The sequence below is a fragment of the Bradyrhizobium sp. BRP19 genome (genome assembly GCF_020194195.1).
In the GTDB taxonomy this organism is placed as follows: domain Bacteria; phylum Pseudomonadota; class Alphaproteobacteria; order Rhizobiales; family Xanthobacteraceae; genus Bradyrhizobium; species Bradyrhizobium yuanmingense.
Window position 1 is genome coordinate 54,013 of the sequence record NZ_JADYVZ010000020.1, and the last position, 20,470, is coordinate 74,482.

General features: G+C 59.0%; 15 protein-coding genes. 4 read left to right on the forward strand and 11 right to left on the reverse strand.

Going from position 1 to position 20,470, the window contains the following annotated elements; genetic code table 11:
• Positions 1-27: 27 nt before the first annotated feature.
• From hypF to I6F36_RS33815, 11 genes are all read right to left on the reverse strand, one after another.
• Positions 28-2,283, reverse strand: a complete 2,256-nt coding sequence (gene hypF / locus I6F36_RS33765; protein WP_225129607.1) for a carbamoyltransferase HypF — start codon at positions 2,281-2,283, stop codon at positions 28-30.
• A complete protein-coding gene (gene hypB / locus I6F36_RS33770; protein WP_225144484.1) occupies positions 2,280-3,236 on the reverse strand; it encodes a hydrogenase nickel incorporation protein HypB in 957 nt (318 codons plus the stop codon). The genes hypF and hypB overlap by 4 nt, the downstream gene beginning before the upstream one ends.
• The gene (gene hypA, locus I6F36_RS33775) at positions 3,236-3,577 is read right to left on the reverse strand and encodes a hydrogenase maturation nickel metallochaperone HypA (protein ID WP_225129612.1); all 342 of its coding nucleotides are present in this window, start codon (positions 3,575-3,577) and stop codon (positions 3,236-3,238) included. The genes hypB and hypA overlap by 1 nt, the downstream gene beginning before the upstream one ends.
• Entirely contained in the window at positions 3,570-4,664 is a 1,095-nt protein-coding gene (locus I6F36_RS33780) for a hypothetical protein (protein WP_225129614.1), read from the reverse strand. Before I6F36_RS33780 ends, hypA begins: the two co-directional genes overlap by 8 nt.
• Before the next feature lie 100 nt (positions 4,665-4,764).
• Positions 4,765-5,619, reverse strand: a complete 855-nt coding sequence (locus I6F36_RS33785) for a hydrogenase expression/formation protein (protein WP_225144560.1) — start codon at positions 5,617-5,619, stop codon at positions 4,765-4,767.
• A gap of 632 nt (positions 5,620-6,251) precedes the next feature.
• Positions 6,252-6,542 (reverse strand): HypC/HybG/HupF family hydrogenase formation chaperone, encoded by a 291-nt coding sequence (locus tag I6F36_RS33790; protein ID WP_225129618.1) that lies wholly within the window; start codon positions 6,540-6,542, stop codon positions 6,252-6,254.
• 16 nt (positions 6,543-6,558) lie between these two features.
• A complete protein-coding gene (locus tag I6F36_RS33795; protein ID WP_225129620.1) occupies positions 6,559-7,143 on the reverse strand; it encodes a HyaD/HybD family hydrogenase maturation endopeptidase in 585 nt (194 codons plus the stop codon).
• 11 nt (positions 7,144-7,154) lie between these two features.
• Positions 7,155-7,859 carry a Ni/Fe-hydrogenase, b-type cytochrome subunit gene (gene cybH / locus I6F36_RS33800; protein WP_225144483.1) on the reverse strand — a complete coding sequence of 235 codons (705 nt, stop codon included), beginning with the start codon at positions 7,857-7,859 and terminating at the stop codon, positions 7,155-7,157.
• A 4-nt stretch (positions 7,860-7,863) separates the two neighbouring features.
• Positions 7,864-9,654 carry a nickel-dependent hydrogenase large subunit gene (locus I6F36_RS33805; protein ID WP_225144482.1) on the reverse strand — a complete coding sequence of 597 codons (1,791 nt, stop codon included), beginning with the start codon at positions 9,652-9,654 and terminating at the stop codon, positions 7,864-7,866.
• A 13-nt stretch (positions 9,655-9,667) separates the two neighbouring features.
• Positions 9,668-10,768: a hydrogenase small subunit gene (locus I6F36_RS33810; RefSeq protein WP_225129656.1), complete on the reverse strand. Its 1,101-nt coding sequence runs from the start codon at positions 10,766-10,768 to the stop codon at positions 9,668-9,670.
• A gap of 879 nt (positions 10,769-11,647) precedes the next feature.
• Positions 11,648-12,337: a molybdenum ABC transporter permease gene (locus I6F36_RS33815; protein WP_225144481.1), complete on the reverse strand. Its 690-nt coding sequence runs from the start codon at positions 12,335-12,337 to the stop codon at positions 11,648-11,650.
• A gap of 1,140 nt (positions 12,338-13,477) precedes the next feature.
• On the opposite strand from I6F36_RS33815, the gene dctA reads away from it, so the two are divergent.
• The 4 genes from dctA (at position 13,478) to I6F36_RS33835 (ending at position 19,710) form a co-directional block, all read left to right on the forward strand.
• Complete coding sequence (gene dctA, locus I6F36_RS33820; protein WP_225129623.1) at positions 13,478-14,788, forward strand: C4-dicarboxylate transporter DctA; 1,311 nt, start codon at positions 13,478-13,480, stop codon at positions 14,786-14,788.
• 1,094 nt (positions 14,789-15,882) lie between these two features.
• Entirely contained in the window at positions 15,883-18,558 is a 2,676-nt protein-coding gene (locus I6F36_RS33825) for a PAS domain S-box protein (RefSeq protein WP_225172936.1), read from the forward strand.
• Positions 18,555-19,238 carry a response regulator transcription factor gene (locus I6F36_RS33830; RefSeq protein ID WP_225144479.1) on the forward strand — a complete coding sequence of 228 codons (684 nt, stop codon included), beginning with the start codon at positions 18,555-18,557 and terminating at the stop codon, positions 19,236-19,238. Before I6F36_RS33825 ends, I6F36_RS33830 begins: the two co-directional genes overlap by 4 nt.
• Positions 19,239-19,323: 85 nt before the next feature.
• Positions 19,324-19,710 carry a response regulator transcription factor gene (locus I6F36_RS33835; RefSeq protein WP_225144478.1) on the forward strand — a complete coding sequence of 129 codons (387 nt, stop codon included), beginning with the start codon at positions 19,324-19,326 and terminating at the stop codon, positions 19,708-19,710.
• Positions 19,711-20,470: the final 760 nt, after the last annotated feature.

The following is a 20,470-nucleotide window of genomic DNA, read 5'->3' on the forward strand; positions in this document are numbered from 1 at the left end:
ATCCTTGCCGGCACTGAAAGGCACATATCAGGCTGTTCCTTCCCTGGCGGACGACCGTTGAGCAATCTGCAGAGCGGCAATCCAGGCCTGGCCAAGGCTCAAACCGCCATCATTGGGCGGCACCCGCCGTGGCACGAGCGGGGTAAGGCCGGCAGCGCTGCAACCGCGCGGGATCTCATCCGCCAGCACCGCGTTCAGGAAGCAGCCGCCGCTCAGAACGACAGTATTAACGCCGGTTGTCCGCGCAGAGCGTGTGACCCAGTCAACGCAGGCGGCAGCGAAGGTGCCATGAAAAAGCCCGGCTCCGCCCACGGCGTCAATGTCATGTGCAATCAGCTGCGCAAACAGCGGACGAAGCGACAGCACGCCGCCGTCGATCGTCCAGCCGGCTTCGAGAATCGCAGTCCGCCCCACCAGCGCCTCGAGCTTCATCGCCGCTTCGCCCTCATAGCTCTGCAAACTCGCAATCCCCAGCAGCGCCGCTGCCGCGTCGAACAACCGGCCCGCACTGGTCGTGGTGGGCCCGCCCGGCTGATCGAGCAAGGCCGACACACATCCAGCCCGCCGTTGCGCCGCAAAGCGCGGCCCGATTTCATTACCCCGGCCGAGCCCGTGTAGTACTGCGCTCGCCATGCGCCAGGGCTCGCGAGCTGCACGATCTCCACCAGGCATTTGCAGCGGCGCTAAGTGCCCGATGCGTCGGCACCTCGGGCCTTCGCACAACAATAGTTCGCCACCCCAGTTGCCGCCGTCGGAACCAAAGCCATGGCCATCGAGCACCAGGGCAAGCGCAGGTCCCGCATGGCCATGCTCGGCGATCACTGCGGCAGCGTGTGCGTGGTGATGTTGGACAGCCACCAGCTCGCGGCCATTTGCTTCCGCAAACCGGGTAGAAACCATATCGGGATGCAGATCATGGGCGACGACGACAGGCTCCACGTCAAGGCTCGATGTGAGGTGTCGGATCGTCTCCTCGAACGCACGAACGCCTTCGGCCGTATCCAGATCGCCAATATGCTGAGAGACGAACGCTTGGTTGTCCCGCGTGATGGTGATGGTCGATTTCAGCGCGCCGCCGACGGCGAGCACGGGGGGCACAGACTTCGGAAGCCTGATGGGTTCGGGAACATAGCCACGGGCACGACGAATGAATTGTGGCCGGCCAGCCACCACTGACACCACGGAGTCATCAGCACGCGTCAGGATATCGCGGTCATGGGTCACGACAAGGTCGGCGATCTCATCGAGCCGCCGCAGCGCCTGCGCGTTGTCGATCAGGAGCGGTTCGCCGCCAAGATTGGCACTGGTAGCCACGATGACCGCGCCGGCCCCCGCCCATGCACCTGCCGAGCGAAGCGCATGAAAGATGAGGTGATGCAGCGGCACTATAGGCAGCATGACACCCACACGTGACAAGCCAGGAGCTATGTCGGGCGCCAGGTTGTTTCGCGAAGGCAGAAGGACGATGGGACGTGCTACGGATTCGAGCAGCGCAAGCTCGGGCACGTTCGCCTCCGCGATCTCGCTGACGCGCTCTATCGAATCGACCATAACCGCGAACGGCTTCTGAAGGCGCTGCTTTCTCCTGCGCAAACGCTGCACCGCGTCCTGGTTACGCGCATCGCAAAGCAGCTGGTATCCGCCCAGCCCCTTTATCGCCACGATTTGTCCACCCGCGATTGCCGCGACAATGGCGCTGATCTCATGGCTGAGCCGAGGACCGCATGTCGGACACGCGATCGCCTCCGCATGAAACCTGCGGCTCTCCGGATCGCCATATTCGGCCGCGCAGGCGGCGCACAGCCTAAAAACCCTCATGACGGTGTTGCGGCGATCGTAGGGAAGCCGTTCGGCGATGGTGTAGCGTGGGCCGCAATGGCAGCAACTGATGAAGGGGTAAAGGTAATGCCGATTTTCTGGATCGAACAGCTCACTGAGACATTGCTGGCAGACCGCAGCATCAGCGACGATCTGCGTTGACAATTTGCCGCCTTCGCTCGTGCCGATCGAAAAGTCTTTCGCCGCGAGCGCCGCAGTCTCCCGAACGCAGATGTGGTCGATGCGTGCCAATGGCGGCGCCTCGAGCGGCAACGTGGCGATAAACTCCGAGGCCCGATGCCCCTCGACCTCGATCGTAACACCGTCGGGGCCATTGATGACAAATCCCGCCAATCCGTACCGCATAGCGAGTCCATAGACGTAAGGACGAAAGCCGACCCCTTGTACGGCCCCACTCACGCGCACGCGTAGCCGTGTTCGGTCGCAGGAGGTTGCGGCGTTCATCGCCTTGTGTCCTCTACGATGGGCCTCTGATGCCTCGCCTGTCTATCGATCCAGGCGTAGAGCGCGCCAAAACCCTCGCCGGTACGAGCCGAAACTACAAGCACGTCAATCTTCGGATTGACGCGTCTGGCGTATTCGATCGTCTTACCCAAATCGAAATCGAGCAGCGGGGCTAGATCAATCTTGTTGATCACCATGAGCGAAGAAGCGGCAAACATATCAGGATATTTGAGCGGCTTGTCTTCACCTTCGGTAATCGACAAGACTACGATCTTGCAGGCCTCACCAAGATCGAAGGCTGCGGGACAGATCAGATTACCGACGTTCTCGATGAAGAGAATACCGCCAATCAGCAGCGGCAAGCGCCGATGAGCCTCGCCAATCATTGCAGCATCGAGATGGCAACCCTTGCCGGTGTTGACTTGAACGGACGGCACGCCGGCGGCCCGAATGCGTTCGGCATCGTTCGAGGTCTGCTGGTCGCCTTCGATGACCCCGACCGGACGGCTGCGCTTGAGCTCGGACACGGCGCGGACAAGCAGGGTCGTTTTACCTGCACCAGGACTAGACAGAAGATTAAATACAAGCAGGTCATCAGCTACGAAGAGCGCGCGGTTGTCCGCCGCAATCCGATTATTCTTGCCAAGAATGTCGCGCTCGATCTGAATGACCCGCTCTCTGCTCATGCCCGCAGCCTTCAAGCCAGCCGGCCCGGCGCCGCCGCTCAGCAGCGCCTGCCCGCCATGAGCCTGGTGATGGGCAAAGCGATGATCGTGACTATGACTGTCGCGAACATGGTATGAACGTTGCAGGCCTTGGTCGCCATGCGGATGGTAACCGCGATCGAAATCGTCCTGCATATCAACATAGTAACGCGCGTGGCTCTCCGCGTCATGCGCCTTGGCGCGTTCGGTCGACGGCGTCCCGTCGGTGCAGCCGCAAACGGTACACATCAATCGATCTCCAGCTCTTTCACGCGCATCTGCTCGCCCGCGGTTACCTGCAACTGATAGCTGCCGCAGCGAGGACAGCACTCACCGCGCCGTGCAATTTCAACGCTTTTCGAACAGCTCATGCACCAGACAATGCCTGGCCGTTCGACGATATTAAGGACCGCGCCCTCGGCAACGGTCCGCGTTGCAACGACAGCAAAGCAGAACCTGATCGCTTCAGGCGCAGCATGGCCCAGCGCTCCCATCTCTAGACAGACGCTCCGTACGCGCGAAAACGATCGGTGACGTGCCTCCTCCTCGATGATTTGAATGATGCCAAGACAAATCGCCATTTCATGCATCGCCAATTTCGCGAAAATTGAGGGTGAATCCGACGCACGGATCGAGCGATGCAATCACTGCATGGACTGCATCCCGACGCCGTCTAGCCGTCAGCACCGCGCCCTGCAGGCTGCGGACAAGCGGTCCGCGGCGGTGGAAATTCCACTCCGTCGGCGCAAGGAATTCGAAGCGGGATATCCGGCCCTGAGGATCAAGCTCAACCGCTTGGTAGAGACGCCCCCTGGCGCATTCGACCGCGGCCGCTGCACGGCCGGGCCCTAGCCTATATCTTTCGATAATCCCATGCTCCGCCGACTCAATCTGAGCACCGGCCTTGAGCCAGGCGCATAGCCGGAGGATTTCAGCAATTCTGGCCCTCAGCCGCTCGGCCGCTCCGGAGGGGCTCGGCGAGAGTTGATCACGCGCCATTTGGCGCGCCCATGGACCCGTCTCGGGCGCATGTCCGTCAAGATCGGGACAATGGCAAAATGTAGCGTCATCCACGAGCAGCCGTTTAATGATGTTGCGGTCGTCAGCAACGGACAGGAACGAGTGCTCCGCCGGAATTGACTTCAGGTCGATCTCATCAAGCGCTGCAATGCGAAGCGCCAATGGGCTACCGGATGTCAGCGCGCCACCCTCATTCGGTATGCCGAGCGCGGCCAGCGCAGCCACAATCCGCACCGTTGCTTCGCATTGAGTGGAGCCCCAGGGTGGCTGGGTGGTGCCGACAAGCGCTGAGATTTCCCGCATCACGGAGCGGACTGCCGCCGCACTGATGACGTCTTGCGCAAGATGTCCGACAAAGAGGCCCCTTAGCAAGTCCGCGATGCGCTCGGTAACGATAAGCGCAATACGATGCTGTTTTGTTGTGCGTGTGATCACTTCGTCGCGCGCCGTCTCGATCGCGGACAGCAGTGCGGTTTGCTGCGCAGCGGCACACAATGCGAAGAGCCGCGGCAGCACCTTAAGCAGCGACGAAGCTTGTTTGCCAGCGAACAGCTGCCCCAGCGGCGGCCGGACTCGCGGCAGGATCTCGACCGCGGCGACTACGTCGGCAGCAAGCGATACGGTGACATCGATCTTGTTGTGGGCAGCAAGGCTCATGCGCACCGCTCCGCAAACATCCTGCGCAAGGTATGCCGGCGGTCGCTGCGCACGCGCCGTCTACGGGATCCCCCCGGACGCCGAACGTTCTCCAAGCTCTTCATGTGACGTACGCCTTAATAATTTCCTGCATGCGTTCGGCAGAGTCCTGGAAATCCTCGTCGGCAGCCAACGCAACAATCGGCACGCCGCCGACCTCCAGCGTATCAAGGATGATGTTGTCCGTAGAATTGAAGAACTGCACCGACCAGACATTCCTGATCCCGGTCGCCTGCACTCGGCACGTTCCGTAACCGCGGAAGATGAGCTGGACCGGGCCATTGCCCAGGCTGAGCTGCAGGAATGCCAGATCGATAACGCTCATCGGCAGCAACGTGAGATTGATGACGTGAGCGCGCATGCCAAACCGCCAGACGCGCGACCGCTCGCGTATTTCCGCGAGCAAGGGTTGCACGTTCATCGCGCCGTCCGGCGCCGCGCGGATCACAATATCGGCGGACGTCAGGTCACTTGCGGCGCGCCGGACAATTTGCGGAATCGCTCCGACCTCGACATATTCGTGCGCCGGATCGGTCCCGATGCGCACGCGCCAGATTCCCGCAAGCACGGACTCCCGGATTTGCGCCAAAGTGCCATCTGGCAGCGCAACCACGCCAGCAATCTCACCTTCTCCGAGCACTTCGCCAATCAGCTTGCGCTCGGGATCGCTGAGATTCGCGAGTCCGTACTGTTGCGTCCGAGCGCCCCTTCTCTGGCTGGCAACGGCAGCAGCGGCATTCGATAAGAGCGCGGTGGCATTTGGATAGTTCCTTGCAAGCCCGTCGCCATCGCGCCAACCGCTGGCGAGCGCACTCCTCGACCCGCCATGGAATACATCGAGGCTCCCAGAGCCCATGGCAAGCTTGCTCGCCACCCGCTCGGCGCCGTCCGATGCAACGCGGAGCGCTGTTTTCATCATGCGATGCTCCGTTGGCTGTCTCGAGGAGCAATGCCCTTGCCGACACAAGTGCTGCCGGCGTGTGGCCGAACGATCGGTACCGAGATACGGCTGATCCTGACCAAACGGACCGGTCTCTTGCCGATCACGCGGAGTGTATTGCGCCGACGGCGCAGGCTCGGGCTCGACGGGCCGCGCAGGCCGAGCCGGCCGACCAGTTCGCCACCAACGCCGCCCGCAGGCACTGCGCCTTGCATGCGCCGCCGAAACGAGTTGACCATTTCAGGACGGAAGTACGCGGGCTTGATGATTCGGAGCAAATATAGGAGATCGGCCGGTGACTGCGGCATCACGTCCGCCCTCACGGGAGCGTGTGCGACTAGGCACGCACCTCCGCTGACGCCCCCCACCTCGGATGGAGCGGGCCGCGAAAGACCACGCTGCGCCGGCTGCAACTTCATCACACGCCTTCTGAAAATCTTCGGTTCTGCTAACAGGCTATTAGCAAGGTGCATGCCAATCATCGTCTGGCCGCGTCTCCCCCTCGAACCAGAGGCTCGAAGCGCCTGACATTTTCCATGCAAAGGTTACGAGCGACTGGAAGCCAATGTGTGAGCAAGCAATCGGCGCAATATCCGCAAGCGGAATCGCTAGCGTAGGTGCTCCGGCAATTGCGGCTCATGACCGATTAAGTCCGCAAAGAAGGGATCGCAGTCCTGGCCGTTGAGGCTGGCCTCAAGCCCGTCCAGTGCTTGCGAGATCAGCGTTGCTTCATTTTCATCCAAAAGCCGCACCGCGCTGTCGATATGAACGAGCACCTTTGCGCCGACCACGGCGTCCGAGAGCAGCATGACCGAGACGCGCCGCTGTTTATCGCCATACTCGCACAGCGCCGTGATGCCGTCGGTCTCGAGAATCGTCATTGGCAATCCAAGGCACATGGTCACTCGCGGGCCGCTAGATCGGCTGCGTCCTCATCTCATAATTTGCATGGTCGATATTGTTCGCCAATAGTCGTTCTGATGCAGGCAGCGGCGCGGTCCGCGGTTTTGCCGGCGAGTCCCACTGCGCCAGGAGTTTGCAAGCCAGTTCAATCGCAGGCGCAATCTGAAAGCGTACCGGGGCAGTCAGCGGACCGCCCCAATGCTCCAGGTCCAGCGGCTGACAGCCGATGAGAGCGAGCTCTCGCGGGCGGCGGCCAAGCAGGTCGGCCGCACTCAAGACCTCCTGAAAGCCGGTCTGATGCAGGCTCACCTTCTTGGCGGCGGTAAATTTTGGCACTTCGTCATCTCGCACAAGCTTCAACTGCCCGGGCAGTAATCCATAGTCGATAGCATCGAACACGATCAGGCAATCGGCCTGCTCAAGAAAACTAATGAGGTAGAGCCCCTGTGTGCCGCCATCGAGAACGGTGACGTTGTCATCGATGGCATAGCGGCGATGAAACTCCTCGACCACCCGCACCCCAAATCCCTCATCGGCCCACAAGATATTGCCGATGCCGAGCACCAGAATCCTCTTCTTGGTTTCCGGATTGAGCATCCGCCTCCCAGTCAATCGCGAGACCCGCGCTCACCCGATGGACTAGATGCTCCGGCGCGACATGAGTCTTCACGGATCACCGCGTAGATGTGGACCAGCGCAAAGGTCACGATCACCCACAGGCCGAGATGATGCCAGGTATGGACGTCCTGACTGTTCGGCCAAATTGAAAATACCCAGCTGAACAGCTTGTACTGCCAGCTGTCAGTGCCTGCACCTTGCCCATAAAGTGCAAATCCTGTGACAACCATGAACGTGATCGTCTGCGTAAACATAAAGAACATTGCGAGCTGAGCAAGACGGTTGCGCCCGACGCGCCTCTCGGGCTCAACTGTAAGGAACGCATACGAGCGAATCTCGTGGTAGACCTCGCGCCAAAAGCACCTGCGCCAGAGCGGCACCCAAAAGATCTGCATGGCATGCGCATTTCCCATTAAAGCCCAGTAGATTCGCAGAAGAAAGCCGGTACTGAGCACATATCCCGCCGAGAAATGAGCAAAGCGGATGTAGCCGAACAGGAAATTGCCGGTTGCCTCTCCCGACATCGCCGGTGTCCCGGTTCCAATGAGATAGCCGGTTAAGCTCAGCATCAGAATGGTCGCGGCATTGACCCAATGCCACAGTCGCACCGGCGCGGAGGCGATGCCACCGCCGATCCTGCCTTCAGTCGGTGCCGCATCGACGGCGGCAAGGAGCTTCCGAGCCGTGTCCGGCATGCCCCTAACGAACATTGACTGAAGCCATTTCCTGGCCATCAGGACTCATCACATGGGTCGAGCAAGCCAAGCATGGATCAAAGGAATGGATCGTGCGCAAGATCTCCAGGGGCCGCTGCGGATCGGCCATCGGGGTACCGATCAGGGAGGCTTCAAAGGCGCCAATATTGCCCTTGGGATCGCGAGGAGATCCATTCCACGTCGTCGGCACAACACATTGATAATTGTCGATCTTGGCGTCCCTGATCTTGATCCAGTGCCCAAGCGCACCGCGCGGCGCCTCAGTGAACCCGTAGCCCTTGGCCTCCTTGCGCCAAGTTTCCGGCTTCCACCTGCTGACATCGGCAGTTGCCGTATTGCCTGCCTTGATGTGGATTACCAGCTTATTCTGGAAATAACGCATCTGATGCGCCGCCCACTGGCATTCGAGCGCTCGCGTCGCAGTACGGCCAAGCGTCGAGAACAGCGCACTCAGGGGAAGATTGAGCCCCTTGAGCAGTCTCTCGGCGGGCTCCTTGAACTCGGCTTTGTCTTGCGCATAACCGATGATGTATCGCGCTAACGGCCCGACCTCCACGGCGTGGCCGCGCCAGCGCGGCGCTTTGATCCAGGAATACTTGCCGCCCTCGTCGAGTTCCTTAATATCTGTCTTGCTGCCTTTGAGTTTTGGCCCAAGTTCAAAACTCGGCTCGGTGAGACCGTCCCAGGGATGCAGTCCAGAGCAATCGCTGGGGTATTTATACCATGAATGCGGGACGAATTCCTGGATCTGCTCGGGATCACCATGGTCGATCGGCAGTATCTCCTTGAGATTGCCACCAAGAATGACCCCTCGCGGCAGCTTGAAGCTTTTGGCGGAACAGTCATTTGCGTTTTCGGGGATGTCGCCATAGGACATCACGCTTTTGCTCGAAAGTCCGCCGCCATGGAGCCAGTCCTTATAGAACGAGCAGATCGCGGCAATGTCGGGCAGGTAGACCTGCTCGACAAACTCGATCGAACGGTCGACGATCGAGGACACGATGTTCAATCGCTCCATATTGATCGCACCCACCGCACCAGTTCCGTCGACGTTGATCGCGCAGGGCACGCCGCCGACCAACCAGTTCGGATGCGGGTTCTTGCCACCATAGATCGCCTGGATCTTGACGATCTCCTTCTGAAAGTCGAGCGCTTCTAGATAATGCGCTACAGCCATCAAGTTCGCTTCCGGTGACAGCTTGTAGGCCGGATGCCCCCAATAGCCATTCTTGAACGGACCGAGTTGGCCTGATCCGAAGAATTTGGTGAGCCGGATCTGCAAATCCTTAAAATAGCCAGGGGACGATAGCGGCCAGGGCGAGACAGACTGCGCGAGCGCGGAGGTCGACTTGGGATCGGCCTTGAGCGCGGAGACCACGTCGACCCAATCCAGCGCGTGCAGGTGATAGAAATGTACGAGGTGATCATGCACGAGCAGGCACAGCTGCATGATGTTGCGGATCGAATTGGCATTCTCCGGAATCGCAATTCCTAGTGCATTTTCAACCGCGCGCACGGAGGTGAGCGCATGGGTTCCGGTGCATACCCCGCAAATCCGCTCGGTGAACGCCCAGGCGTCGCGCGGATCGCGCCCGCGCAGGATAACTTCAATGCCACGCCACATCGTGCCGCTTGAGACCGCATTGCGGATCACATTGTCTGAATCGAGATTGGCTTCGACACGCAGGTGGCCTTCGATCCGCGTCAGCGGATCGATGACGATTCGCCTGCCGGAACGATCGAGATTGAACCCATTCGGTGTCTGGACGGCCACCGTCGCCCCCTCCTCAAGTCGATTTGCTTTTGTGGGCTGCGCGATCCCGCTTGTGGGTCAACCGCTTCGCGGCGGTGAGCGCCGCGTGGGCAGCGACGGTTAGCCCAACTACGCCGGCAGCGGCCATGCCGATCTGGTCGGCGTTCGCCTCGATGCCGAACTGCTTGATGGTTGTGAGGCGGTCGTAAAATGATCCCTTATCCCAGAAGCCGTCTTCGGAGCAGCCGAAGCAGCCGTGGCCGGATTGAATCGGAAATGAAATGCCGCCGTTCCACCGAATGGCCGAACAGGCATTGTAGGTGGTTGGCCCCTTGCAGCCCATCTTGTACAGGCAATAGCCCTTGCGTGCGTACTCATCGTCCCACTCTTCGACGAATTGGCCAGCGTCGAAATGGGAACGCCGATAGCACTTGTCGTGAATCCGCTCGGAATAGAACATACTGGGACGGCCTTGGCGATCGAGCTCCGGAAGCTTTCCGAACGTGGTCATGAAAGTCAGGAGGCCACTCATAACCTCTGCGATAGGAGGGCACCCGGGCACCTTGATGATCGGCTTGTTGGTGATCACCTTATCGATCGGCGCCGCGCCAGTCGGATTGGGCTTGGCCGCTTGCACGCATCCCCAGGACGCACACGTGCCCCAAGCGATGACCGCCATGGACTCTTCCGCCATGTACCTGAGCTTTTCAACGAACGGCTTGCCGCCGTCAATGCAGAACATGCCACCCTCGTTCAGCGGCGGATTGCCTTCGACGGCGAGCACATACCTGCCTTTGTACTTGGCACGAGTTTCCTCCAGGATGGCTTCGGCCTGGTGTCCTGCCGCCGCCATGATCGTATCGTCATAGTCGAGCGAAATCATCGACAGCAGCGCGTCCTTGATCAATGGATGGGCCGAGCGGATAAAGCTTTCCGAGCAGCAGGTACACTCGAGCCCGTGCAGCCAGATGACGGGCACACGCGGTTTGGTCTCTAGGGCGTTGGCAATTCTGCCTGCGGCGAGCGGACCGAGTCCCAAGCTCGCGGCAGTCAAACTGCAGAATTTGTGGAAACTACGACGCGTGATACCCTGACGTCTGATCACGCTGTAGAACGTTTCTGTTGCACCACCCATTAAGCCTTCCATGTGAGTTGTCGTCGACCGAAACGAATTACTGACGTTCAGCAAGAAACAAGCCACAGAAGCGAAACACTTGACAGATGGCACGCCACCGCTTCTGGATTTGATGACAGTCGAAACCAGCCAGCGAGCCACGAGCTGCGCCATTGATCTGTCATGCTAATGGTGTCCGGTTTTGGACATCGATGTGATCAGTTCAACAGAGCGACACGATGGTTCATCACTGCACGGTGACTACGTCCTGCTCGCTCTTGCAGATGCGACACTCACGCCTCATGCCGATTGTTGAATAGAATTGGTGCAGTTGACGGGGACCGCACTGCCCCTGGGGCGCTTAAAGCCGCTCATAGTCGCAACTGCGCAAGCAGCCCGTACCAAAGCGGCTGTCGAGCGACGAAGAGAAGCCGCAATGTGAGCCCCGAGGCGCACGCAGCGTTCGCTTTTTAGGTCTGATCGACCCGATCTGCCTTCATTCAAAGCGGCTCGCCGCACCGCATCGCTGCATATTTTAGGCGAGAGCCTGGATGTTCAGAGCTATTACAGGAGCGTTCATCGCGCGAGCCGATCGATAGCAATGCGCGATCGTCTTGGCGCATCGCGATACCAAACCCGCTTACAAGAGCTTCTTCTCGATAGCGGAGGCGATCTCGTTATTGAAGCACTAGCGCGATCCGGCCGGGCGCTGCCGTCCACGACGAGATGCTCCTTTGGGTCGCAGAACAATTGTGTCCCGTAGGCGCCGGTCCAGGTGAACTCGCTAGACGAGTTCTTCGCTCGCGAGACCGCCAGTAAAAGCGTTCTGTGCGCGGTGGTTGCAGATCCGGCTTGCAATACTGCTGCTCGGTCGTGATCGGATGTGTCCGGCGGGCAAGCCTAGGACGGTTCAATGCCTCTCTTGACACAGTGTCTGTCGATGAGGGCTAAGGTGAAGATAGCCGCAAAGGCGAACATCACCATGCCGCCGGCAACCACACTCGCTTCGCGCCAGCGAGACGCTTGGACGTAGTCTACGACGTGGGCTGACAAGACCTTGGTGCGCCCAGGAATGTTGCCGCCGATCATCATCACGACGCCGAATGTGCCGATCGTATGAGAAAACCCAATCACGGCAGCTTTAACAAACTCCAATCGCGCCAGCGGCCCGCTGATGGTAATGAAGGCATACAACGACGAAACGCGCCCTGTAGTTTTCAACGGGCAATCGCCTATCGCAACAAAGGCGTTACGGATCGGCTGCACCACCAACGGCAGCGCCGAGAGGACCGATCCGACCACGATTCCTGCGAAGGTAAAAGCGAGCGTGCGCTCGCCCCACAAAGAGGCGAGGACGCCACCCGGTCCGTTGGGGCCGAGCAACACGAGTACGCAAAAACCGAGAGCCGTAGGCGGTAGCACTAGCGGCAGGGCGATCATCGTCGCCACCGCCTCGCTCAAAAGAGTCTTTGAGCGCGCCAGCCACCAAGCGAGGGGGACACCAATCAGGAGGAGGATCACGGTCGTCACGCTGGCGAGCTCAATCGTGAGCGCAACTGACTGCGAAATCTCTGCCGAAAAGACATCCATGTGGGTCAGCCCAAAAGTGCGAGCAGGTCGCCGTGTCGGCGGAGTGAGCGCCTGCACGTCCGGCTCGTCCAGGGATGTGGCGCGGATCGCCCTTTAGTCGCGCGGCACTTCGTGGCGGCCGCCACATCGCGCGTCGTTTCTGCGAGCAACAGCAGCATCGCAAGTCTGATCGGCAACTCCTGTGACTGGGTCACTTCCATCCATCTGACGGCGGAAGCTCCTCGTTCGTCATCAGCAATTGCTGTGCCGCGTGCGAACTGTGGCGCGTTCAATGCTCAACGTGCGAAATTCGCATAGACGGCGACGTCACCCTGGCGTGAACCTAACGCTCTGTCAGATTTCTGGCATCTTTGTTGCCGAGCAGACAGCGACACGCCGCGCAACGAAGGGCAGATTTTGACGCCCCCAGACATGCTTGTTTGATTCGTCGATGGCTCAACCGCCGCACTCGCCGCGCTGGCAATGGAACGGATCTCAGCAAGACTGCCGTAAGTAACGGGAACGATCTAGCTGTAAGCTGCTTCTGCGACGCGGCAAAAGGCACGAGGAGCCGAGAGCGAAGGCCGCCTGCCGACCAACCTGCCTAATGCGCAGCGCTAGCACAGGCCTGGAGACAATGCCCGTGAACGAGCCTTGCCGTTAGCGACAGCGCAGTGCATTGATCAAAGATTCTTCCGCGCAATCGAGTTCCTAAGCCAGGCTTCCATCGCGTGGATGCCTACGATCCAAACTATGAATTTTACCGATGTCACGTACTGTTGCATCCATCTCAGCAGTCGGCGTATATCGATCCCGCTAGAGCTTCGGGGCCGAGACGTGACTCCGCTAATGCGCCCAGCCGATGAAGTTACGAGTCACGCTAGAACTTTTTGTTCGACCTTGCGAACGCGGTCCGAGCACTCAAACCCATGCCGCCGGAGACAGACGGTTTGTCCGCCACTGCTTAGTCGGCGCACTTTGGGCATCTGGTGCAGATCTTGCTTAAGAGAAAGGATAAACGCAACTCGCCTGCCTTTGGAACGACGCGCCGACTCTCGGAACCGTCTTCAATCGCACACGGCTAAAATGAGTCTCGTATGACGCTGTCGCCTCTCAAAGTCGCGGCGGCTCACATTCGAGTATATTCGGGAAGGAAGCGTCATGACCACCATGTCAACTGCGGCGCCCGCGCGCGCGTCGCAAACTTGGTATAAGATTCTCTACGTGCAGGTGCTGATTGCGATTTTGATTGGCGCCATGGTCGGCTGCCTATGGCCGTCCGTCGCGACCAACGACTGGGTCAAGGCGCTTGGTGACGGATTCATCAAGCTAATCAAGATGGTGATCGCGCCGATTATTTTCTGCACCGTTACATCCGGTATTGCGCATATTCAGGATGCGAAGAAAGTCGGGCGCGTCGGCGTCAAGGCGCTGGTCTATTTCGAGATCGTCTCCAGCTTTGCCTTGTTGTTGGGCCTTGTTATGGGCAATCTGGTCCAAATCGGCCATGGCCTTGCGCTCAAGCCGGATGCTGCGGCGGTCGCCAATTACGTGAAGCAGGCGGAAGCCTCGAAGACCGTCGATTTCTTTCTCAACATCATTCCCGACACCGTGGTCGGCGCCTTCGCTCGCGGCGATGTTCTGCAGGTTCTCTTGTTCGCGATTCTATTCGGCTTTTCGTTGATGGCGCTCGGAAAGCGCGGGGAGCGTCTGCGCGGCATGATCGACGACGTCGCGCACGCGGTGTTCGGCGTAATCGCTATCATCATGAAAGCGGCTCCGATCGGCGCCTTCGGCGCCATGGCCTTCACCGTTGGCAAGTTCGGGCCGGCAGCACTCGGCAATTTGATCGGTCTGATCGCTCTGTTTTACGCGACTGCGGCGCTGTTTGTTGTGGTGGTGCTCGGTTTGATCGCGCGCCTCGTCGGCTTTTCAATCTTCAAGTTCATTGTCTATATCAAGGACGAGATTCTGATCGTGCTCGGCACTTCGTCCTCTGAAAGCGCGCTGCCGCAATTAATGGAGAAGCTCGAGCGGCTGGGCTGCTCCAAGCCCGTGGTCGGCCTGGTGGTGCCAACTGGCTACTCCTTCAACCTCGACGGCACCAATATCTATATGACACTTGCGACATTGTTCATTGCCCAGGCACTCGGGGTCGAGCTCACCTTTGGCCAGCAGCTCACCATCCTGCTCGTTGCAATGCTGACGTCGAAGGGAGCAAGCGGCGTCACCGGCGCGGGCTTCATCACGCTCGCTGCGACGTTGTCGGTGGTCAACCCAGCGCTGGTGCCGGGCATGGCAATCGTGTTTTCGATCGATAAGTTCATGAGCGAGGTGCGCGCCCTTACTAACATCACCGGCAATGGCATCGCCGCCGTGTTCATATCTTGGTGGGAGGACGAGCTGGAGCACGCGACGCTGCAGGCCCGGCTCAACCAGCCCAACGTTTCCACCACTATCGACGCACGATGAGATAGGTCCCGGATCTTAACCACAGCCATTCGAAGACGCGTCAAATGCAAGCGCAGCCACATTTCTCGTAGTTCGAAGACACAGCCGACTTGACACGAGCCGGAACTTTCAAGGGCGATCTCCAGTGCGCAGATCTTGTCCCGCTTCGCCCCCCCCCGGCAGCCGCCCTGAAAAGATGCCAGCCGGGCAAAAGAGCCGGAGCTTTTTAACGGTCATTATCAAGCGCGTCTTTCGCGTCAAGCTCCCGGCCATCTGAACGCTTCTGCGACATTTTGCCGTGCCAGATAACAGGACTGCGACAGAACTTGTCCAGCCTGACGGACCTAGGTGTTGCTCCGCCTACAATTGCCAATGCGCGCGGTCACTGCACTGGCCTCGCTCAACCAACGACGTGGTAGCGATCTTGCTGACGCAACTCGTCATCCCTTGTTACGGTCCGTGCTGCCGCATTAGATCGTGATGGGTGTGATCAGCATGGATTAGATTGCACCTCGACGGAGCCATGCCGGCTCGCACACGGCTAGTGTTCGGTTCGGCGTCGTTCGCGCGCGCTCAACGGCTGACCGGAGACAAGTCCTCTCAACTAGGCGTGTGGCCCTCGGGCATGCAAGGCAGTCGCGTAACTTCGCCTTCGTATCTCGGCACGAGACGGTTGCGCTTTCTTCCGCATGCCGATCGCAACGGCGAGATGAATCGGCCGGCAGCTTGTCCCTGTTCTTTCCGGTTCGGCGAGGCGCGCCTGATTGTTTCGGCTCAACGTCTTGGCCGAACTGCAGCCGCTGTCCTCGTCCGGCTGGCGTAAGGGAGTTGTCCTCGGCTGCAGCCTCAAGCGCCTGCCCGGAGGTTATCGGCAGCGGAGGAAAGTAGACATCTCAGCTTCGATTCTAGGCGTGTCAGCGCGCCATGTTGGCCATATTGAAAGGTTTAGGACGACTATACGTATGTCTGTGATGCGTTTTTTCTTCGCGCGTGCTCAGTTCAGCAAGCAATCGATCTCGGAACCGCTCACAGCAGGTGCTGGTGCCGAGTATTGCCCCATTTTTGCCTAAAATGTTATAGCTCTCCCGCCGGAGAACAGGCCGGACAGTATCAAAATGCGTAGCCAGATCAGCAGTTTAAAGCGCTCAGCCCCTCAGTTTACCTTCGGCTCCATAACGCTGGCGGTGGTAACACTGTCTTGCTTGTACCTTCACGCGCATTTCGCCCCCACGGCGTTCGCCTATTTGTTAGTGGTGTTACTGTTTTCGTTGATGGGCAGCTTCATCGCGTCGTCCGCGCTTTGCATCGTAGCCGTTGCTGCTCTCGCTTATTATTTTGCGCCGCCGGCGTTCAGCCTGCGAATCGATGACCCCCAAGATCTGCCCGTGGTTGTTGCATTCTTTATTGCCTCGATTGTGGGAGCGCACCTGATCGGAAAGCTGCGCCAGGAAAGCGAGGCTGCGCGTGTGGCTGCGGCCAAGCTTCAGCGGAGTGCGGCCGATTTGGAGGATCGGGAAAAGCGGTGGCGCGCCATCTTCGAGCACAATCCGGCCATGTACTTCATGGTCGATGAAGCCGGCACTGTCCTCGACGTCAATACATTCGGCGCGACACAACTCGGCTATGCTCGTGCTGAACTGATTGGTCAATCCGTGCTGGAGGTATTTCTCGAGGAGGATCGCGCCTTCGTTCGCGAATGCGTTCGGACGTGCCTGGAGGATGTCGGACAAACGCGCACGTGGGACGTCCAGAAGGTCAGGAAGGACGGCTCGGTATTGTGGGTACGTGAAATCGCCAAAGCCATGCTCTGGGCGGATGAGCGGCCCATTATCCTTGTCGCCTGCGAAGATATAACGGAGCGAAGGCGGACTGAACTTGCCCTGCAGCGGAGCGAAGCACATTTGGCCCAGGCGCAGGAGTTGAGTCACACAGGCAGCTTCAGCTGGAACCCTGCTACGGGCGAGGCCTTCTGGTCAAAGGAAACATTTCGGATCTTCCAATTGGATCCTCAGACAGTGCCACCGGGGCCGCAGCTCGTCGTTGAGCGCACTCATCCAGATGATAGGGCTTCGGTTAGAGAAATTATCGATCGCGCGATGCGAGACCCGAGCGATTTCGAGCACGAATACCGGCTTCTGCTGCCGGATGGCTCGGTAAAGCACATTCATGCGCAGGCACGAGCGACGAGGACAGCCTCTGGTGACATCGAGTTTGTTGGGGCAGCTACGGATATTACGGCGGCGAGGCGAGCAGAACAGCAGCTGCGCCGCAGCGAGGCCTACCTGGCCGAAGCCCAGCATCTCAGTCACACGGGCAGTTGGTCCTGGGACGTCTACGGTCTAGATTTCGTGTATCGCTCCGCCGAGGTCGATCGTCTGTTTGGCTTGAGCCCACAAGAGCCGGTAACGATCGAGACCATTCGATCGCGCATCCATCCGGACGACTTGCCGCGGCTACAGGAGGTGCAGCGCCAGGCGATTGAACACGAGGAGGAGCGGTTCGAATATGATTTCCGTATCCTTCTACCAGATGGCGGGATAAGACGCATACACTCCGTTGCGCACGTGGTGGTCGGCAGCGATGGTAACGTCAGCGAGCTGATCGGAACACATATGGATGTCACCGAGCAACACGCAGCTAGGGAACGCCTGGAAAACACACTTGCCGCGCTGCGCGAAAGCGAACAGCGCTTTCGCGACTACGCCGAAACAGCTTCCGACTGGCTCTGGGAGACCGGGCCGGATCATCAGGTCACTCACTTGTCCGAGCACACCAGCGCTGCGGGAATTTTGGCGACAGGATTGATGGGCCTGCTTCGCTGGGACATTGCGTGCGACGTCGAAGAGGAACCCGAGAAGTGGCGGCAGCATCGGGCGACGTTGGAAGCCCATCTTCCGTTTCGAGATCTCGTCTACCGTACCGTGAATCGGACAGGATCTCCGATCTACGTCCGCACGAGTGGCAAGCCTTTTTTCGATGGAAAGGGCAATTTTCTCGGCTACCGTGGCGTTAGCACTGACATCACCGCTACCATTCGCGCCGATCAAGCCGAACAAGAACTACGAAAGGCACAGGCGGAGCTTGCGCATGTGACGCGTGTAACGACGTTAGGAGAGCTGACGACCTCCATCGCCCATGAAATCAACCAGCCACTCGCCGCTATTATCAGCAACGCCGATGCCTGCCTCGGTTGGATGGGTCGCGAAGCTCCTAATCTTTCCGCCGCGCGCTCTTCGGTGGAATGGATCATCGAAGACGCAATCCGGGCAAGCGAGGTGATCCGTCGTGTTCGCGCACTCGCGAAGAAAGGCGAGATTGAGATGGTTCCGCTCGATATCAATGAGGTCGTTAAGGACGTCATTGCGCTGGTAACACGAGAGCTGGTGAGCCACCGAGTGACGTTACGAACGGAGTTGGCCGCAGCGCTGCCTACGATCCTCGGCGACCGGATTCAGCTACAACAGGTGATCATCAATCTGGTGATGAACGGAATCGAAGCTATGGACGCAGTTACAGACCGAACGCGCGAACTGCTGATTCAATCATCAAAGGACGATCTGGGGCACGTCCAGATTGCCGTGACCGATTACGGCGTGGGCATCGCCGAGAACGACGCGGACCGCGTCTTGGATCCCTTCTTCACCACCAAATCGAGTGGTCTTGGAATGGGTCTTTCGATCTGCCGGTCGATCGTGGAAGCTCATGGCGGACGGCTGTCGATGGTCCACAAAGATGGACCGGGCGCGACCTTCCAGTTCGCCCTGCCGGTGCATAAGGAGGCCGTCTCGTGACAGGACGATTTGACACGCCAGGTGAAGGCAGCAACGCCAAGGCCTCGACAAGGGCGATCGTCTTCGTCGTCGAGGATGACATCTCCATGCGTCGCTCACTTACGAACCTTTTTCAGTCGGTAGGGTTAGACGTCATTGCATTCGGATCGGCCCGCGAAATGCTGCAGAGCACAATTCCGGACGTTATTAGCTGTCTAGTTCTTGATGTCCGGCTGCCAGGCTTGAGCGGCCTTGACTACCAGACCGAGCTAGCGAGATTGAACATACATATTCCGATCATTTTCATTACCGGCCATGGCGACATTCCCATGACCGTCAGGGCCATGAAGGAAGGAGCGGTCGATTTTCTCAGCAAACCGTTTCGCGATCAAGAACTGCTTGATGCCGTGGTTGCGGCGACCGAACGCGATCGCAAAAGACGGGAGGCTCAGCAGACGGTCGCGAACCTGCAGTCTCTATTTGAGACCTTAAGCCCGCGCGAGCAGGCGGTGATGAAACTGGTCGCTGCCGGCCTGATGAACAAGCAGGTAGCCGCCGAGCTTGGGCTCGCCGAGATTACGGTCAAGATCTACCGAGGACACGTAATGAAAAAGATGCGTGCACGGTCGCTGGCCGACTTGATCAGAATGACTGAGACGCTGGGAATTCGCGCTAATCGTCCTGAACAAACCCAAGTATGATTTTACAATTTCATCAGTCGAGCCCACTTTTCGCCGAAGGTGGCTAATGCTTGCAGCCGCTATTCACGCGTCAGGAGGGATCGTCTTGTCCACGCCTTTGATTTCCGTCGTTGACGACGACGCCTCAGTCCGTGCGGCGACAGAGAATCTTTTGAAGTCGCGTGGCTACATCGCCCAAATATTTGCGTCGGCCGAGGAACTCCTGAGGTCCCCGCGATTGGACGAGACATCCTGTGTCATTACCGATGTGCAGATGTCGGCTATGAGCGGCCTGGATCTATTGGCAGAGATGCGGACACGTGGCTACGACGCACCATTCATTTTCATTACTGCTTTCCCCAACGACCGCGTGCGCACGTCAGCGCTGGGCGCCGGCGCGATTGGCTTCCTCGCCAAACCCTTTGCAGGACAAGCGTTAATCGAATGCCTCGACACCGCACTGAACGCGTATGACGGCCGGCGCGACATCTGATGCAATCCATCTGCGGCTTGGGTTGGTGTCCGATCTAAACGCTCCACGCGTCGATCTCGCCGCCGATCAACCTCTTCGAGTCAAAGATGCTACTTGCTCTAAAATCAAGCGAGCGAGAGGCCAATTGTCGCTTGTCGACACTTTAGCGACCATCGCCGGGCGGCTACATTGGTGCAGAACAACCTTATCGCTGCGAGTGCTGGAAGGGTACGCCAGCTCGACTCATTCTGCAGATCGACGTTCAACGTAATGCTCACCCAAAGCAATCGACGACCCTGAGCCCTTCTTAACTCGTCTGGATCGTTTCTATATGTTCTATTGCAGAGCGGAGCTGGCCGAGAGCGATCGACAAAGCAAGAGATTGGCTGTTCGCAGCCGACGGCAGTGACGATGATAACGGAGCTTCGCCCAGGACAACCGCCGCGTGTCTTCTGTTGAGGCTTTTCTGGTGAAAGTGCTCTGCACGATGACCGTGCTCTCGGCGTCGTTATGTCCGTTGACGCGTGCCAGCCATCTTGCCCATCGGGCGCCGCTTCGCTGTGCATTTCCTTGCCCACCGACTCGCGGCAGGCGCCCACACCCTTACTACTTCGTAGGCGTCATCTGTAGACAACTTCTGGCTCCAAGCCGTCCAACGACTCGGCACAACACGCCCGGCCCTCGGCGGCCGGGCGCACTTTGGCGGCACCCCATCCAGGTCCTCTCCGCAGCGAGCATTGTCGCAATTGCCTTCCGCAGTGAGCCCCTACTTCCAAGGCTC

Coding starts and splice junctions, on each gene's coding strand:
- hypF (WP_225129607.1), bottom strand. CDS start 2,283: ATGAACGCCGCAACCTCCTGCGACCGAACACGGCTACGCGTGCGCGTG.
- hypA (WP_225129612.1), bottom strand. CDS start 3,577: ATGCATGAAATGGCGATTTGTCTTGGCATCATTCAAATCATCGAGGAG.
- I6F36_RS33790 (WP_225129618.1), bottom strand. CDS start 6,542: ATGTGCCTTGGATTGCCAATGACGATTCTCGAGACCGACGGCATCACG.
- I6F36_RS33825 (WP_225172936.1), top strand. CDS start 15,883: ATGCGTAGCCAGATCAGCAGTTTAAAGCGCTCAGCCCCTCAGTTTACC.
- cybH (WP_225144483.1), bottom strand. CDS start 7,859: ATGCCGGACACGGCTCGGAAGCTCCTTGCCGCCGTCGATGCGGCACCG.
- dctA (WP_225129623.1), top strand. CDS start 13,478: ATGACCACCATGTCAACTGCGGCGCCCGCGCGCGCGTCGCAAACTTGG.
- I6F36_RS33815 (WP_225144481.1), bottom strand. CDS start 12,337: ATGGATGTCTTTTCGGCAGAGATTTCGCAGTCAGTTGCGCTCACGATT.
- I6F36_RS33810 (WP_225129656.1), bottom strand. CDS start 10,768: ATGGGTGGTGCAACAGAAACGTTCTACAGCGTGATCAGACGTCAGGGT.
- I6F36_RS33780 (WP_225129614.1), bottom strand. CDS start 4,664: ATGAGCCTTGCTGCCCACAACAAGATCGATGTCACCGTATCGCTTGCT.
- I6F36_RS33795 (WP_225129620.1), bottom strand. CDS start 7,143: ATGCTCAATCCGGAAACCAAGAAGAGGATTCTGGTGCTCGGCATCGGC.
- I6F36_RS33785 (WP_225144560.1), bottom strand. CDS start 5,619: ATGAAAACAGCGCTCCGCGTTGCATCGGACGGCGCCGAGCGGGTGGCG.
- hypB (WP_225144484.1), bottom strand. CDS start 3,236: ATGTGTACCGTTTGCGGCTGCACCGACGGGACGCCGTCGACCGAACGC.